The sequence below is a fragment of the Pseudomonas sp. BN417 genome, assembly GCF_029871205.1.
In the GTDB taxonomy this organism is placed as follows: Bacteria; Pseudomonadota; Gammaproteobacteria; order Pseudomonadales; family Pseudomonadaceae; genus Metapseudomonas.
Window position 1 is genome coordinate 18,527 of sequence record NZ_SSOJ01000139.1, and the last position, 16,049, is coordinate 34,575.

A 16,049-nucleotide genomic window follows, 5' to 3' on the forward strand; every position below is an offset into this window, starting at 1 on the left:
CAGCATTGGACGCTCAGGCGGGCTTGAAGCAGTAGGCAGCGACCTTGTTGCCGTCCAGGTCGCGGAAGTAGGCGGCGTACGCGTTCTCCTTCCAATTGCGCGGACCGGGAGCGCCTTCATCCTGGCCACCATGGGACAGGGCCGCCCGATGGGCGGCGTCGATGGCAGACCGGTCGGCTGCCTCGAAGCTGACGGTAACGCCATTGCCGACGGTGGCCGGCTGGCCGTTGGCGGGCTTGAGCACGAAGAACGAGGGTGCATCGACGCCCCAGATGGAGCCGTTCTCGCCGAGGTCGGCCAGGCGCTTCAGGCCGAGCTTGCCGAGCACGTCGTCATAAAAGGCGCGGGCCTTGGGCAGGTCGTTGGTACCGACGGTGACGTGTGTATAGACAGTCATTGTTCTCTCCTTGCTGTGGTCAGAAATGAATGACGCTGCGGATGCTCTTGCCCGCCCGCATCAGTTCGAATGCCTGGTTGATATCGTCCAGGCCCATGGTGTGGGTGATGAAGGTATCCAGCGGAATCTCGCCCCGCCGCGCCATCTCCACATAGCTGGGCAGTTCGCTGCGGCCGCGTACGCCGCCGAAGGCCGAGCCTCGCCAGACCCGCCCGGTAACCAGCTGGAATGGCCGGGTGCTGATTTCCTGCCCGGCGCCGGCGACGCCGATGATCACCGACTCGCCCCAGCCCTTGTGGCAGCACTCCAGCGCCGCACGCATCAGCTCCACGTTGCCGATGCACTCGAAGGAGTAGTCCACACCGCCATCGGTGAGGTCGACGATGACGTCCTGGATCGGCCGGTCGTAGTCGCGCGGATCGATGCAGTCGGTGGCGCCGAGCTGGCGGGCGATCTCGAACTTGGCCGGGTTGATGTCCACGACCAGGATCCGTTCTGCGCCGGCCTTCACCGCACCGATGATCGCCGACAGGCCGATGCCGCCAAGGCCGAAGATCGCCACGCTGGAGCCCGCCCGGACCTTGGCGGTGTTGAGCACCGCGCCGATTCCGGTGGTGACGCCGCAACCCAGCAGGCAGACCTTCTCCAGCGGTGCCTCCCGGGGAATCTTCGCCAGGGCGATTTCCGGCAGCACCGTGTATTCGGAAAAGGTCGAGGTGCCCATGTAGTGGAACAGCGGCCGGCCCTGATAGGAGAAGCGCGTGGTGCCATCGGGCATCAGGCCCTTGCCCTGGGTGGCGCGGATCGCCTGGCACAGGTTGGTCCTGCCCGAGCGGCAGAACCTGCACCGCCCGCATTCGGGCGTATACAGCGGGATCACGTGATCGCCGACCGCGACCGAGGTTACCCCCGGGCCGACCGCTTCGACGATGCCGCCGCCTTCATGGCCGAGGATGCTCGGGAAGAGGCCTTCCGGGTCGGCCCCGGACAGGGTGTACGCGTCGGTATGGCAGACGCCGCTGGCGACGATGCGCACCAGCACCTCAAAGGCCCTGGGCGGCGCCACATCCACTTCGACGATCTGCAATGGCCGCCGTTGTTCGAAGGCAACGGCAGCACGGGATTTGATCATGCCTGTATCTCCTGGCCTGGACCGGCCCGGCGCGTCGCCCGGGCCGGCTTCGGGGTTCACGGGTTGGCGAGGGTGCGGTCGACGGTGGCGAGGGTGCGGTCGACGGTGGCGAGGATCTCGCCCGAGCGCAGTTGCTCGGTCACCGCGACGATGTCGGGGTAGAAGGCGCGGTCCTCATCGGCCCGTGCCACGCGGCTGCGCACCAGGTCGTAGAGCGCGCGGGTGGCACTGGACGACTTGCCTACCTCGTGGAAGTCCAGGGCCTGGCAGCCGACCAGGATCTCGATGGCCAGTACCGACTCCAGCTTGCGCGACACCTGGTAGGCCTTGATCGCCGCGTTGAAGGCGAAGCTCACCGGGTCCTCCTGGTTGCCGCAGGTAGACACGCTGTCGATGGTGGACGGATGCGACAGCACCTTCATCTCGCCGAGCAGACCCGCCGCCGTGTACTGGATGATCATGTAGCCGCTGTTCAGGCCGGGGTTGCGCACGAGGAAGGCCGGCATCTCGCTGAAGTGCGAGTTGACCATGCGGTCGGTGCGCCGCTCGGAGATCTTTGCCAGGTTGGTCATCGCGTTGCACAGGGTGTCGGCGGCGATGCCGATGTAGGAGCCATCGAAGTTCGCCCCGGAAATGGCGATGCCGTCGTCCTCGCTGGTCGGGTAGATCACCGGATTGTCGCCGGACGAGGCGATCTCGTTGTCGATGCAGGCCTGGGCATAGGCGATGAACTTCTTCGAGGCGCCGTGCACCTGCGGAATGGCACGCAGGCTGTAGGTGTCCTGCAGGCGATAGTCGATGTTCTCCTCCACCAGTCGGCTGTCGGCCAGCAGGCGCTTGATGTAGCTGGCGGTCTGCGCCTGTTCGGCATGGGCCTTGATCGAGTGGTAGCGCGGGTCGAAGGCGCGGACGGTGCCCTTTAGCGCCTGCAACGAGATCGCCGCGGCGATGTCCGCCGCCTGGGCGGCCTGGTTGGCGTTGTACTGCGCCAGGGTGGCGATGGCGGTCACCGAGGTGGTGCCGTTGAGCATCGCCAGGCCCTCCTTGCACTGCAGGTCGATCGGCTGCATGCCGACCTGGCGCAGTGCGGTGGCGCCATCCACCCACGCGCCCCCGGCGACGCTGGCCTTGCCTTCGCCGATCAGCACCAGGGCCAGGTGGCCCTCCGGGCCGAGGTAGCCTACCGAGCCCTCGCCGGGGGCGAAGGGCATCACGTCGTTGTTGAGCAGGCCGGCGATCTGTTCCAGCAAGGCCATGCGCACGCCCGAGTAACCCTTGCCGAGGCTGACCAGGATCATCAGCTGGATGGCACGGACCTGCTCGCGGTTCAGCGGCTCGCCGACCGACACCGCGTGGGAACGGACGATATTCACCTGCAGGGTCTGGGCGTCATCCGGCGAGATCACGTGGCGCACGTTGTCGCCGAAACCGGTGGTGACGCCATAGACCAGGCGGTTCTCGTCGAGGAAGCGTTCGACCAGCCGGCGCGAGCGCGCAACCCGGGCACGATAGGCGTCGGAAAAACTCACCTTCGCCGAGTAACGGGCGACGGCGATGAACTCCTCAAGCGTGGGTCTGGCATCGTCCAGGATCACGGTGGAAATATCTTTCGGGTGCATGGGCATTGCTTTGCTCTCTCGGTTCATTGGCCTTTTTCAAGGCGAAGGGAGCCTGCCCCGTCGCAGGACAGGCGAAAAAAGTCAGGGGATCGGGCGGGCGTCAGGCCTGGTTCAGGATGAACTTCCTGAAGCGTTCCGAGCGCTGCTCCTTGAACATCTCTTCCGGGGTGCCGTGAGCCTCGATCAGGCCCTGGTTCATGAACACCACGCGGTTGGAGACGTTTCGCGCAAAGCCCATCTCATGGGTCACCACCAGCATGGTGCGGCCCTCCTCGGCCAGCGCGCGCATGACCTTCAGGACTTCACCGACCAGCTCCGGATCCAGCGCCGAAGTGGGCTCGTCGAACAGGATCACCCGCGGCCGCATCGCCAGGGTGCGGGCGATGGCCACGCGCTGCTGCTGACCGCCGGAGAGGAACGCCGGGTAGTGGTTGCGCTTGTCCGCCATGCCGACCTTCTCCAGCAGGGCTTCGGCTTCGTCGATGCACTCGGCGCGCGGACGCTTCTGCACATGCACCGGGCCTTCGATGACGTTCTGCAGCACCGTCATGTGCGACCACAGTCCGAAGTTCTGGAACACCATGCCCAGCTCCGGGCGGATGCGGTCGACCTGGCGGCGGTCGGCGGGCACCAGCATCTGGTTGCGCCCGAGCTTGAACGCCACCTGTTCGCCGGCGACGCGGATCTCGCCGGCATCGGGAACTTCCAGCAGGTTGATGCAGCGCAGGAAGGTGCTCTTGCCGGAGCCGCTGGAGCCGAGGATCGACACCACATCGCCTTCGTAGGCATCCAGGGAGATGCCCTTGAGCACCTCGAGGTCGCCGAACGACTTGCGGATATGCTTCACCTGCAGGACCGGTTCATTGCCTGTAGCCATGCCACTTACCCTCTTCGCACGCTGAGAGCGTGATTTCTTGTTGTTGGACGCGCGGCGACCGGTGGCCGGGGGGACAGCCAGCGTTCGACCTGCGCCAGTGCGCGGACGATCAGGAAGTTCAACACCAGGTAGATCAGGGCGGCGCAGAGGAACACCTCCATCGTCCGGTAGGTTTCGGAAATGATCCGCTGCGCGACGCCTGAGACTTCGTAGACGGTCACCAGGCTGGCGAGCGAGGTCGCCTTCATCATCAGGATGATTTCCGTCGAGTAGGCCGGCAGGCAGCTGCGCAGGGCCACGGGGATGATGATCCGCCGCGCCAGCAGCCAGCCGGACATCCCCGCCGCGCGCCCGGCTTCGACCTGCTGCGACGGCACAGCCAGCAGGCCGCCGCGGAAGATTTCCGCCATGTACCCGGCCGTGCACAGCGCCAGGGCGATCACTGCGCAGGTAACCGGCTCGCGCAGCATCGGCCAGAACAGGCTCTGGCGCACCGCCTGGAACTGGCTCAGGCCGTAGTAGAGCAGGAACATCTGGATCAAGAGCGGCGAGCCGCGGAACAGGAAGATGTAGACTCGCGCCAGGTGCCGCAGCGCGGCGACCTCGCAAACACGCAGCCAGGTCACCAGCATCGCCAGCAACGTGCCGAGGGCGACCGAGGCGGCGAACAGCACCAGGGTCATCGGCAGGGCCTGCAGCAGCTGCAGCAGGGTGTCACGCAGGAAAGTGAAATCGATCGACATGGTTCGCTCCTTGTCAGCTGCGGCGGAAGGTTCTGCCGACCCGCAGTTCGGCCCGCGAGAAGACCAGGTTGGAAAGGCCGGTCAGTACCAGATAGAGCGCGCAGCCGGTGATGAAGAACAGCACGAATTCGCCCGTGGAGGCCGCCGCCACGCGGCTTGCGCGCATCAGCTCGACCAGGCCGGTGACGGAGATCAGCGCCGAGTCCTTCAGGCTGATCTGCCAGACGCCGCCGAGCCCCGGCAGGGCGAAGCGCAGGATCTGTGGTGCGATGATCCTTCGGAAGCGCAACAGGACCGGCATGCCAATGGCCTTGGCCGCTTCCAACTCACTGCGCGACACGGCCTGGAAGGCGCCGCGATAGACCTCCGCCTGGTAGGCCCCGGACACCACGCCGACGGCCAGCGCCCCCACCAGGAAGGCGGGCATGCTGATGTAGCCGCTGGCACCGAAGAGCCCGCCGACGCTGCTGACCAGCGCCGAACCGCCGTAATAGAACAGGTAGATCACCAGCAATTCCGGCACCCCGCGGAATACCGTGGTGTAGGTATCCCCGAGCAGGCGCAGGAGCCCGCTGTGGTGCAGCTTCGCCGCGGCGACGAGGGCACCGAGCACGGCGCCGACCAGCAGCGCGGCCAGGGTCACCAGTACCGTCATGAGCGCGGCCATGAGCAGGATGCTGCCCCAGCCTTTCGCGCCAAAACCAATCAAGTCGATCACGTGCATACCCGCTGATAACCGAGTCAGGAGAGCGGCCGATAATCACAGCCGCATGAACAACCCTGCGCCTGGCGTGGCACCGCACATCGCGGTGCCCGCCGGCGGGATCACCCGGTCACTGGCTGGGCGGCGTGAAGTCGTGCTTGAACCATTTGCGGCTCAGCTCGCTGATCGTCCCGTCGGTAATCAGCGAGGCGATCGCCGCGTCCAGCCTGGCCTTGAGCTCCGCCTCGCCCTTGCGGATGCCGAACGCCTCACCTTCGCCCCAGATCGGTCCGTTGATCGCCGGCCCGACCAGCACCAGGCCGCTGTCCGAGGCCCGCTGCATTTCCCCGGCGAGGAAGCCGAGGTCCTCGAACACCACATCCACCCGGCCATTCTTCAGGTCCATCAGCGGTTCCGGCGGGGTCTTGTATTCGCGGATGGTCGCCACCTCGCCGAACTGGTCATGGATGAATTTGCTGTACACGGTGCCGGAGACGATGCCGATCAGCTTGCCCTTCAGGCGGTTGCGCAGGTCTTCGACGGCCGGCGTGTCCAGTTCGGGCTTTCCGCGCAGGTGCAGGGTGCCGCGGCCGAGGTCGACGCCGCTGGACTGCAGGGCGATGAAGGTGGCGGGCGCCTTGGTGTAGGGGCGGGAGAAATCGATGACTTTACGGCGCTCCTCGCTGATCGCCAGGGCATCCATCACCACGTCGAACTTGCCGGCCCGCAGGCCCGGGATCAGTCCGTCCCAGTCCTGGGCGACGATATTGCAGCGAACCTGCATGCGTTCGCAGAGCACCTTGGCCATCTCCGGTTCGAAGCCGTCGAAGCTGCCGTCCGGCAAGGTGCGATTCCAGGGTTCGTACACCCCCTCCGTGGCGATCTGGATAGTCTCCAGGTCCTTGGCCTGGGCATTCAGCGAGCAACTGGCGATCATCATCAACAACGAGCAGACGGCGAATTCGATTTTCTTGTTTTTCATCTCTGTATTCTCCGATGCGAAACCACAGGGGGTCGTAAGGGGCGTGCAAGGCAAGGCGAATCACAGCTCGGGCGTCGGTTCGATAGGCATTCCATCCGTACTCGGTCGATAGTCGGCAGCCGCGGCCGCCATCAGTTGTCCAGCGCCAGCACCACCGGGGAGGTCGGCCGCGCGCAGCACAGCAACACCTGGCCCGCTTCGGGCTCCACCAGCGGGGCTTCGGTGTACTCGACGCTACCGCTCAGAAGGGGCGTCAGGCAGGAGTTGCACAATCCGACGCGGCAGCTGAAAGGCGGCTTGAGTCCCGCCTGCTCGGCGCAATCCAGCAGCGACGGGCTGGCCGGGTCCCAGGCGACGGCCCGGCCGGAGGGCTCGAAGCGCACTGTCAGTTCCGTATCGGCCGCGGGAGCCGGACCTGTCGGCGTCGGCCTGGCGGGTGTGGCTGGCGTCTCGTCTTCGTCGAGAATCGTCGCCGGACCAAAGAACTCGTAGCGAATCCGCGCTTTGTCGATTCCCAGGCTGCGCAGCAGACGCCAGTTCGCCTGCATGAAGGGGCGCGGCCCGCACAGGTAGACGTCGTAGTCATCCAGCGGCAGCAACCCCTGCAGGGTGTCCCTGCTGACCAGCCCGCTGCTGTGGTGATGACCGCGCTCCAGGTCTTGCGCAGTCGGTGCTCGATAGCAGAAGTGCACGGCGATCCCGCTGCGCCTCGCCGCCAGTGCCAGCACCTCCTCGCGCAGGGCGTGGACGGCGCCGTTCTCGCAGGCGTGGATGAAGTACACCTGGCGCGTCGAGCGGGTGGCCAGGCGGTGCAGCATGCTCACCATGGGCGTCAGCCCGACCCCGCCGCTGAACAGCAGCACCGGACGCTCGCTGTCCTCGTCGAGGACGAAGTCGCCGGACGGGCCGGCGATATCCAGCTCTTCGCCGATCTCCACCGCCTTGTGCAGGAAGCTCGAGCCGACGCCCGCCGGCACATCGGGCAGATGCGCCGGAGGCAACTCGTGCTTCACCGAGATGCGCACCTGCGTATGGTCATCCGGGTCACCGGACAGGCTGTAGGCGCGCAGCACCTGCGGGCCTTCGGTGCCGGGGACGCGCAGCACGATGAACTGCCCCGGGCGGAACTCCACGGGCCCGCCGTTCGCGGCGGGCTTCAGCACGAACGAGGTGATCGACGCGCTCTCCCGTACCTTTCCGGTCACCTGGAAGCGAGCGAACCCCCTGGTGGCGGGAATCGGCTCAAACATGGGCCTGGACCTCATGGGTGCTGCGCCTATCGGCTACGGCTTCCAGCTCCTCGCGGATCAGCCGTTCCATGGCACGGCGGAAGCGCAGCGGACCGGAGTCGATGGCCAGGTCGATGTTCGGCGTCTGGCGGTTCTTCATGCCCGCATGCACGGCGGCGAGCACCACGCGGTCCTCTTCGAAGGCGCGACGCACGTCCGCGGCGAACCGGCGGGACACGGCCTCGTCATCGGCATCGAAGTTGCGCAGCTGGAACCAGTAGTAACGGGTCCGGTTCTCGTCCACCGGCGTCATGAAGTTGTACGAGTCCATGAGGAACGCCTTCTCGTGGACCGGCGCGCGGTCGCCACCAGTGCCGGCCGGGGTATGCACGCCCTTGATGATCGCGTGGGACGGATAGCGCACCTCGTAGTACTGCAGGCGGTCGCAGCGCCCCTCGAACTTGAGGTACTGGGTGTAGAACGGCGCCACATCGATGTCGTACAGCCAGCGCGAAACCACCACACCATCGTCGGTCACTCGGGTCTGCAGGGGCTCCGATTCGCAGGCCGCGGTGCCGAAGGTGCTCTGGTGCACCCAGGCGACATGGGACGGGTCCAGCAGGTTGTCGGTCATGTACAGGTAGTTGCACTCGACGGTCATCGAGTCGCCGCGATTGACGCCCCAGTCCGGGTGATCCCATTCGGGGATATCGACGATCTTTGCCGGATCGGCCAGCAGCGGGTCGCCCATCCACAGCCAGACCAGGCCATAGCGCTCCTCCACCGGGTAGCTGCGCACCTTCGCGGCCTGCGGCACCCGCGCCACGCAGCTGGCCTTCACACAGGAACCCGAGCAATCGAAGGTCAGCCCGTGGTAGCCGCATTCGACCAGGTCGCCCTGCAGGCGCCCCATGGAGAGCGGCAGCTTGCGGTGGGGGCAGGCGTCCTCCAGGGCCACCACGCCACCGTCGGCCTTGCGATAGAGAACAATGGGTTCGCCAAGGAGAATGGTCGCATGCAGGGCCTGCTTCACTTCGGTATCCCAGGCGGCGACATACCAGGCGTTTCTCAAGAACATGGCTCGTTGCTCCTCTTGTTGTTATGCGAAGCCGGCGCTTCTTGAGGAACAGCGTAGGAGCGGGAGGATTAAAAGAATAGATGGTGTTTTCTGCTAATTAGTTTAGTTTTTCTAAACCACAAAGATTGCTATCATGCCTACTTCGGGAGCTGTCATGAGTCACCTTCCCCCATTGCGCGCACTTGAAATATTCGAGGCCGTCGGACTCTCCGGCGGCATTTCCCAGGCGGCGAAACGCCTCGGCATTTCTGCGGGGGCGGTGAGCCAGCAGATGAAGCTCCTCGAAGAGGCGGTTGGCCTCAGCCTGACGGTCAAGGAGGGCCAGCGCCTGCGCCTGAACGCCGCCGGCCAGCGTTTCCACGAAGGTTGCAGCCAGGCCTTCGAACGGCTGCGGGCGGCGGCGGCGGAACTGGAGCGCTCGAAGAACGCCAACAACCTCTACATCAGCGCCCTGCCCTCGCTGCTGTCGAAATGGCTCGCGCCGCTGGTTGCAGAGTGGCAGCCGGAATATCCGGAGCTGAGCGTCTACCTCGACGGCACCCACACCGAGCCCTCCCAGGCCGAGGCCAACGGTGTCGACTTCCGCCTCAGCTACGGCGAAGGCATCCAGGATGACCAGCACACCATCGAGCTGTTCCGTGACTGCGTCGTACCCGCCTGCAGTCCGGCACTGCTGGCTGCCGCAGTGCCAGCGGAAGACGCCCGCAAGCTGCTCGAGTACCCGCTGATCACCATCGACTGGCGCCCCAAGTTCGACTCGCCGCCATCCTGGGAGGAATGGTTCGCCGACAACGCCGTCGACGTTGCGACGGTCAGCAATAGCAGGATCTACTCGCTGTCCTCGATGGCCATCCAGGCGGCCATCGAAGGCCAGGGCCTGGTGCTGGCGCAGTACTCGATGATCAGCAAGGACCTCGAGGCAGGCCGCCTGATCATCCCGCTCATGCGCGCCATGCCGATGCCGACCTCGTACTACCTGAGCTGGAACCCGAACCACTTCCACAAGCCGCAGTGCCGCGCCTTCCACCGCTGGCTGATCGCACGGGGGCGGGACCAGCAGCAGGTCACCAATGACTTGCTGGAGCGGTCTGCCTGAACCGAGCGAACGCTCGGTGCGGGGGCGTCAGGTGCGACTCATCAGGATTCGGAGATGAACTTCTGCTCGATGAACTCGATCATCTTCTCGTTGCCATCGAGGATGTCGGTGCAGATCGCCAGGCGCGCGGCCGGACCGTCGCCCTGCTGCAAGGCGCGCAGCACTTCCCAGTGGTGATCGATGGCCATGCGCTCGTTGAAGCTGCCATAGGCCCGGGCGATCAGCGGCCCGGTGCGCATCCACAGGCTGTCGAGGAAGCTGCCGAGCAGCGGCATGCCGGCAATCTCGGCCAGGGCGAAGTGAAAGGCCTGGTTGAGCTTGAGGGCGGTCGCCAGGTCATCGGCGTGGATGGCGGCGACGTTGTCCCGGATGTTGCTTTCGAGCATCGCCAGCTGCTCGGGGGTCACGCGGGACGCGGCGGTTTCGGCCGCCAGACCTTCCAGCGCCAGGCGGATGCTGCGGATCTCCAGGTACTGCTCGCAGGTCAGCACCGGCACGCGGATGTCCCGGGGCGTCTTGAGCACCAGCGCCTGCTCCTTGGCCAGCTGGAGAATCGCGTCGCGCACCGGGGTCACGCTGGTGCCGAGCTGTTCGGCGAGGTCGCGGATGCGCAGCTTGTCGTCCGGCTGGAATCGCCCGCTGATCAAGGCCTCCCGCAGCAGGCCATAGATGCTGCTGCCCAGGTAGGCGTGCTTGAGGTCTTGGATCGGGTAATTCATAGGCTGCTCGTCGACTGCTGGGCGATACCCCGGCGAAATGATCGGGTTTTCCCGCCGGGAATACCAGTGCCGCCTCAGACGTGCTGTCCGCCGTTGACGTGGATTTCCGCGCCGTTCACGTAGGAAGCGCCGCGGGTGCAGAGAAAGTGGATCAGCGAGGCGACTTCCTCCGGCTTGCCCAGCCGGTGCATGGGGATATCCCGCTCGACGATCAGCTCGGTGCCGGACGACAGGATCGAGGTCTCGATCTCCCCCGGGGCAATGGCATTCACCCGCACGCCATGGGGCCCGAAATCGTGGGCCATCTCCCGCGTCAGGGCAGCCAGGCCGGCCTTGGAACAGGCATAGGCGACACCCGCGAACGGATGCACCCGCGACCCTGCGATGGAGGTCACGTTGATCACGTTGCCCTGGGCCGCCTTCAGCTCGGCGAAGAGTCCCCGCGCCAACAGCGCGGTGGAGAAAAGGTTGACGTTGAAGACCTTGAGCCAGGTGGCGTAGTCGGACTCCAGCACGCCCAGGCGCTGGCCTTCCGGGCCCTTGGGCGAGATCCCCGCATTGTTCACCAGCGCATCCAGGCGCCCGCCCAGCTTTTCCCGGATCAGCGGCAGGCTGCGCTCGACGCTGTCGATGTCCTCCAGGTCCAGGTGGATATGGTTGAGCAAGCCCTCGGCCCAAGGGCACTCCTCCACCCAGTTCTGCCGGGATGCGGTGAACACCCGCCAGCCCGCGGCGTTGAAGTGCTTGACGGTGGCATGGCCGATGCCCCGGCTGGCGCCGGTCAGCAGCAGGGTTTTCTGGTCGGTCATCGTTGACTCCTGTCAGTGGGAGGGGACAGGCGTCAGACTACACGAGGAAAAATTATGATGCATCATATTCCAAATATGTTTTAATCCCCCTGCCCCGTGACAACGACAACAAGAAGTGAGGTCCCTCCCATGCATCCCTTGCCATCGGCCACGCCCTGGCTCCCACGGACACCGGACAGTGCGCCCGGCGCCTGCCGCGACAACAGACCCTGCCTTTCCCTTGAAGCTGCCATCACCCATCCGAGCCCGCGCGGCTCATCCCGGAGAGAACGCATGTCCAAGAAAGTCGCAGTACTGGCCCTGCTGAGCGCTTGCGCCACCCCGCTGTTCGCCAGCGAAAGCCTGACCGTGGTCTCCTTTGGCGGCGACAACCGCCAGGCCCAGGAGAAAGCCTTCTACCGCCCCTTCACCGCGGCCTTCTCGGCCCCGGTTCACGCCGCCGACTACAACGGTGAAATGGCCAAGATCAAGGTCATGGCCGATACCGGGCAGACCACCTGGGATGTGGTGGAGGTGGAGACCCCGGAACTGCTGCGTGGCTGCAGCGAAGGCCTGTTCGAGCCACTGGACTGGTCGAAGCTCGGCAAGCAGGACGACTTCCTGCCCGCCGCGGTCAGCGAATGCGGCGTGGGCATCTTCATCTGGTCCACCGTGCTGACCTACGACGCCAGCAAGCTCAAGGGCACGCCCCAGGGCTGGGCGGATTTCTGGGACCTGCAGAAGTTTCCTGGCAAGCGCGGCCTGCGCCGTGGCGCCAAGTTCACCCTGGAGTTCGCCCTGCTCGCCGACGGCGTCGCCCAGCAGGACCTGTACAAGGTGCTCGCCAGCAAAGAGGGCGTTGATCGCGCATTCCGCAAACTCGATCAGATCAAGTCCAGCATCCAGTGGTGGGAGGCCGGGGCGCAGCCCCTGCAGTGGCTCGCCTCCGGCGACGTGGTGATGACCTCCGCCTACAACGGCCGCGTCACCACGGCGCAGAAGGAAGGCCGGCCCTTCAACATCCAGTGGAACGGCAGCCTGTATGACCTGGACCATTGGGCCATCGTCAAGGGCAGCAAGAAGAAGGAGCAGGCCGAGCAGTTCATCGCCTTCGCCAGCAAGCCTGAACAGCAGAGGCAGTTCGTCGAAACGATCCCCTACGGACCGAGCAATATCCATACGATCGGCCTGCTCGACGCCGGCACCAGCAAGAACCTGCCGACCGCCCCGCAGAACCTGGAGAACGCCCGCGCCACGGACACCGAGTTCTGGATCGACCACGGCGAGGAACTGGAAGAACGGTTCAACGCCTGGGCAAGCAAGTAAAGACCGGGGCCGGTCCCTCGCCGGGCTGGCCCCCACCGTTTTCCCGTGGAGTCGATGCAATGTCGTTAGAGGAAATCATAGTTCATGACCAGTTGCTGCAAACCGCACCCGCCCAGGTCAGCGAGGCCGAGGCCGCCGTCGTCCTCGAACGGCATTTCGCTCTGACCGGCCGTCTGGAGCGGCTGGGGGGCGAGCGCGACCTCAACTTCTGCGTGGTCGGCGACCATGGCCCGTCGCGACTGCTCAAGCTCTCGCACCCGCTGGAGAATCCCCAGGTCGTCGACTTCCACAACTGCGCCATGCTCCGCATCCAGGAGCGCGACCCGGAGTTGCCGGTGCAGCGGGTGTACCCGGCGCTGGATGGGCGCTTCCAGGTCGAGGTGGAAGTGGCGGGCCAGCACATGCTCGCGCGCCTGCTGTCCTTCGTCGACGGCCAGCCCCTGCATCGCGCAGGCAATTGGACGCCCACCCTGCGCCGCAACCTGGGCGAAGCCCTGGCGCGATTCGACCGGGCGCTCGAAGGCTTCGACCATCCGGCCGCCGGCCATGAACTGCTCTGGGACATGCAACATGCGGCGCGCCTGCGCCCCTTGCTGAAACATATCGAGGCGGGCCGGCGACGCACCCTGGTCGAAGGTTGCCTGGACGCGTTCGAGGAGCACGCCCTACCCCGCCTCCCCGAGTTGCGTCACCAGGTTATCCACAACGACCTCAACCCGCACAACCTGATCGTCGATACCGAGCACCCCGAGTGCCTGCGCAACATCCTCGACTTCGGCGACATGGTCCGCGCCCCGCGCGTCAACGACGTCGCCGTGGCGGCTTCCTACCAGCTGGACACCGCAGGCGACGTCCTCGCACCGACCCTGGAGTTCATCTCCGCCTACCATGCGCACAACCCACTCGACCCTAGGGAAGTGGACGTCCTGCCGGACCTGATCGCCACGCGCCTGGCCCTGACCCTGTGCATCAACGCCTGGCGCGCCGACCTGCACCCGGAGAACCGCGACTACATTCTGCGCAACACCCACCGCGCCTGGTCGAGCCTGGAACGGCTGGCCGACCTGCCCCGCCCCGACATCCACAGACGAATTCGCCAAGCGTGCCGGCAGGAGGCCCGCCCATGACCATGATCAATGGCTTCACCACTGCCGATGCCGACCGCCTCTCCGACCCCGAGAAGCGCCTGATCGAACGCCGCGAGCGGCTGCTCGGTCCCGCCTACCGGCTGTTCTACGAACGCCCGCTGCATACCGTCCGCGGCGAAGGCGTCTGGCTCTTCGACGAACAGGGCCGGCGCTATCTGGATGCCTACAACAACGTGGCCTCGGTCGGCCACTGCCACCCGCGCGTGGTCGAAGCCATCGCCCGCCAGGCAGCCTGCCTGAACACCCACACCCGCTACCTGCAGGAAGGCATACTCGATTACGCCGAGCAGCTCCTCGCGACTTTCCCGAGCCACCTGCAGCGGGTGATGTTCACCTGCACCGGCAGCGAGGCGAACGACCTCGCTCTGCGCATCGCCCGTCATCACACCGGCGGCACGGGCGTGATCATCACCCGCTTCGCCTACCACGGCGTCACCGGGGATATCTCCGAGTTGTCCCCCTCGCTCGGCGCCGGGATCACCCTTCCCCCGCACGTGCGGACAATCCGTGCTCCCGACGCCTACCGCCTCGGTGCGGATCAGGTCGCGGCGACCTTGGCCGCTGATGTCCGCGCGGCGATTGCCGACCTGCGAGCCGCGGGCATCCGGCCGGCGGCGCTGCTGGTGGACGGAATCTTCGCCAGCGACGGCGTGCTCCCCGGCCCCGCCGGTTTCCTCGCCGAAGCGGTCGCGCTGGCCCGGGCCGAAGGCCTGCTCTACATCGCCGACGAGGTGCAATCCGGCTTCGCCCGCACCGGCGAGCGGATGTGGGGCTTCGAGCGCCACCAGGTGCAGCCCGACATCGTCACCCTCGGCAAGCCGATGGGGAACGGCCAACCCATCGCCGGCATCGTCGGGCGGGTCGAAGTGGTCGACGGCTTCGGCCGCAACATGCGCTACTTCAACACCTTCGGCGGCAACCCGGTGTCCTGCGCGGCCGGCCAGGCGGTGCTCGACATCATCCGCGACGAACAACTGCAGCAACGCTCGCAAGAGTTGGGCGACTACCTGCTGGCAGGCCTGCAGCACCTGCAGGAACGCCACCCCCTGATCGGCGACGTACGCGGCGCCGGCCTGTTCCTCGGCGTGGAGCTGGTCACCGACCGCACCACGAAGAACCCCGCCGCCGCGCAGACCCGCCGTGTGGTCAACGCGATGCGTGAGCGAGGCGTGCTCATCAGTGCCGCCGGGCCGCTGGAGAACATCCTGAAGATCCGCCCCCTGCTGGTCTTCCAGCGCGAACACGCCGACCTGCTGCTGGAAGCGGTAGACGGGGCGCTGGAGGCGGTGGAGGAGGGCGGAAGCTGAAACGCTGTTGCTGATTCGCCTGGTTCCGGCCTGGTCATCGAACCTGGGCAAACGCCTGCAGATGGACTGTGCGGGAGTCAGCGCGCCGGCACCCGCCGCCCGTCCCTGTCGATGCCGTACCCGTTTCCATGGGCTCGCAACCAATCCCCGTCTGCGCTGTCCAACCCCGGCGCGCGGCGCTTGCACAGGCCGCCGCCAAACGTCACCACCTCCGGGAGACCCCTTTGCCCGCTGCATTCCCTCGCACCTTGCTTCGCCAGGCGGTCCTCGCCCTGCCCTTCCTTTCCACCGCGGTTCTCGCCTGCCCCACCGGGCAGTCGGAAGTCTGCGTGGTGACCTGCTTCTGCGCGCCCGGGAATCCGGGGGAGATGGCGCCGCTGCTGGAAAGCGTCAGTCAGATGGCCTCTACCAGCCTGCAGCAGTGGATCGTAGAGTCGCGCAACAACATGGTCGCCAGCCAGCTGCAGCCCATTCCGCTGCATATCCGTGCGCAGCTGGAGCCCTACTACGACCTGCAGGTGCTGGACACCGCGCGCTACAAGGTGGGCGACGACGGCGAGATGAACGCCGCCAGTACCCTGATGCAGAACCCCGACGTGGAAGCGGTGACCCTGGTGGATGTGATCGTCTTCCGCAATGAGAACGACGCGCAGAACGACGTCGCGCTCTGGGCCCATGAACTCCATCACGTGAAGCAGTACCTGGAATGGGGCGTGGCGGGCTTCGCCCAGCGCTACACCCGCGACTACAACACGGTGGAGGCGCCGGCCTACAAGATCCAGGGCGAGGTGGCGCGAGCCATCAAGCCGAGCGTGGCGAGCAGCGCCAAGTAGGCCGCTACCCTGTTGGCAGGCCTACGGCCTGCTTGGCGACTGAAGTCGCCCCTACAAAGCTTCAGCTCCTGT

Annotated in this window: 16 protein-coding genes; 5 read left to right on the forward strand and 11 right to left on the reverse strand. The window is 66.0% G+C overall.

All coding sequences use genetic code 11. The features are described from left to right. Positions 1-13 precede the first annotated feature (13 nt). The 9 genes from E8F11_RS18250 to E8F11_RS18290 all read right to left on the reverse strand — a co-directional run bounded on the left by E8F11_RS18250 (position 14) and on the right by E8F11_RS18290 (position 8,760). Positions 14-397, reverse strand: a complete 384-nt coding sequence (locus tag E8F11_RS18250) for a VOC family protein (protein WP_280290249.1) — start codon at positions 395-397, stop codon at positions 14-16. A 19-nt stretch (positions 398-416) separates the two neighbouring features. Next, complete coding sequence (locus E8F11_RS18255; protein ID WP_280290250.1) at positions 417-1,529, reverse strand: S-(hydroxymethyl)glutathione dehydrogenase/class III alcohol dehydrogenase; 1,113 nt, start codon at positions 1,527-1,529, stop codon at positions 417-419. A gap of 56 nt (positions 1,530-1,585) precedes the next feature. Then, positions 1,586-3,148 carry a histidine ammonia-lyase gene (locus E8F11_RS18260; protein WP_280290251.1) on the reverse strand — a complete coding sequence of 521 codons (1,563 nt, stop codon included), beginning with the start codon at positions 3,146-3,148 and terminating at the stop codon, positions 1,586-1,588. A gap of 100 nt (positions 3,149-3,248) precedes the next feature. After that, positions 3,249-4,025 carry an ATP-binding cassette domain-containing protein gene (locus E8F11_RS18265; RefSeq protein WP_280290252.1) on the reverse strand — a complete coding sequence of 259 codons (777 nt, stop codon included), beginning with the start codon at positions 4,023-4,025 and terminating at the stop codon, positions 3,249-3,251. Positions 4,026-4,030: 5 nt separating this feature from the next. Then, positions 4,031-4,768 carry an ABC transporter permease subunit gene (locus E8F11_RS18270; protein ID WP_280290253.1) on the reverse strand — a complete coding sequence of 246 codons (738 nt, stop codon included), beginning with the start codon at positions 4,766-4,768 and terminating at the stop codon, positions 4,031-4,033. Between the two features lie 13 nt (positions 4,769-4,781). Beyond that, positions 4,782-5,492 (reverse strand): ABC transporter permease subunit, encoded by a 711-nt coding sequence (locus E8F11_RS18275; RefSeq protein ID WP_280290254.1) that lies wholly within the window; start codon positions 5,490-5,492, stop codon positions 4,782-4,784. Between the two features lie 109 nt (positions 5,493-5,601). Further along, positions 5,602-6,453, reverse strand: coding sequence for a transporter substrate-binding domain-containing protein (locus E8F11_RS18280; RefSeq protein ID WP_280290255.1), 852 nt, complete (start codon positions 6,451-6,453; stop codon positions 5,602-5,604). A gap of 131 nt (positions 6,454-6,584) precedes the next feature. Next, positions 6,585-7,703: an FAD-binding oxidoreductase gene (locus tag E8F11_RS18285; protein ID WP_280290256.1), complete on the reverse strand. Its 1,119-nt coding sequence runs from the start codon at positions 7,701-7,703 to the stop codon at positions 6,585-6,587. After that, positions 7,696-8,760, reverse strand: coding sequence for an aromatic ring-hydroxylating dioxygenase subunit alpha (locus tag E8F11_RS18290; protein ID WP_280290257.1), 1,065 nt, complete (start codon positions 8,758-8,760; stop codon positions 7,696-7,698). The genes E8F11_RS18285 and E8F11_RS18290 overlap by 8 nt, the downstream gene beginning before the upstream one ends. A gap of 154 nt (positions 8,761-8,914) precedes the next feature. Here E8F11_RS18290 and E8F11_RS18295 point away from each other — a divergent pair, with 154 nt between their 5' ends. Further along, complete coding sequence (locus tag E8F11_RS18295; protein ID WP_280290258.1) at positions 8,915-9,856, forward strand: LysR substrate-binding domain-containing protein; 942 nt, start codon at positions 8,915-8,917, stop codon at positions 9,854-9,856. A gap of 41 nt (positions 9,857-9,897) precedes the next feature. Here the strand turns inward: E8F11_RS18295 and E8F11_RS18300 are convergent, their stop codons facing one another. Both E8F11_RS18300 and E8F11_RS18305 read right to left on the reverse strand, forming a co-directional pair. Then, positions 9,898-10,575, reverse strand: a complete 678-nt coding sequence (locus tag E8F11_RS18300) for a GntR family transcriptional regulator (RefSeq protein ID WP_280290259.1) — start codon at positions 10,573-10,575, stop codon at positions 9,898-9,900. Between the two features lie 74 nt (positions 10,576-10,649). Further along, positions 10,650-11,384, reverse strand: a complete 735-nt coding sequence (locus E8F11_RS18305; RefSeq protein WP_280290260.1) for an SDR family oxidoreductase — start codon at positions 11,382-11,384, stop codon at positions 10,650-10,652. A gap of 273 nt (positions 11,385-11,657) precedes the next feature. Here E8F11_RS18305 and E8F11_RS18310 point away from each other — a divergent pair, with 273 nt between their 5' ends. The 4 genes from E8F11_RS18310 to E8F11_RS18325 all read left to right on the forward strand — a co-directional run bounded on the left by E8F11_RS18310 (position 11,658) and on the right by E8F11_RS18325 (position 15,977). Next, a complete protein-coding gene (locus E8F11_RS18310) occupies positions 11,658-12,689 on the forward strand; it encodes an ABC transporter substrate-binding protein (protein ID WP_280290261.1) in 1,032 nt (343 codons plus the stop codon). A gap of 59 nt (positions 12,690-12,748) precedes the next feature. Continuing rightward, a complete protein-coding gene (locus E8F11_RS18315) occupies positions 12,749-13,816 on the forward strand; it encodes a phosphotransferase (RefSeq protein ID WP_280290262.1) in 1,068 nt (355 codons plus the stop codon). Next, positions 13,813-15,144, forward strand: coding sequence for an aminotransferase class III-fold pyridoxal phosphate-dependent enzyme (locus E8F11_RS18320; RefSeq protein WP_280290263.1), 1,332 nt, complete (start codon positions 13,813-13,815; stop codon positions 15,142-15,144). The genes E8F11_RS18315 and E8F11_RS18320 overlap by 4 nt, the downstream gene beginning before the upstream one ends. A gap of 224 nt (positions 15,145-15,368) precedes the next feature. Beyond that, positions 15,369-15,977 carry a DUF4157 domain-containing protein gene (locus tag E8F11_RS18325; protein WP_280290264.1) on the forward strand — a complete coding sequence of 203 codons (609 nt, stop codon included), beginning with the start codon at positions 15,369-15,371 and terminating at the stop codon, positions 15,975-15,977. Positions 15,978-16,049: the final 72 nt, after the last annotated feature.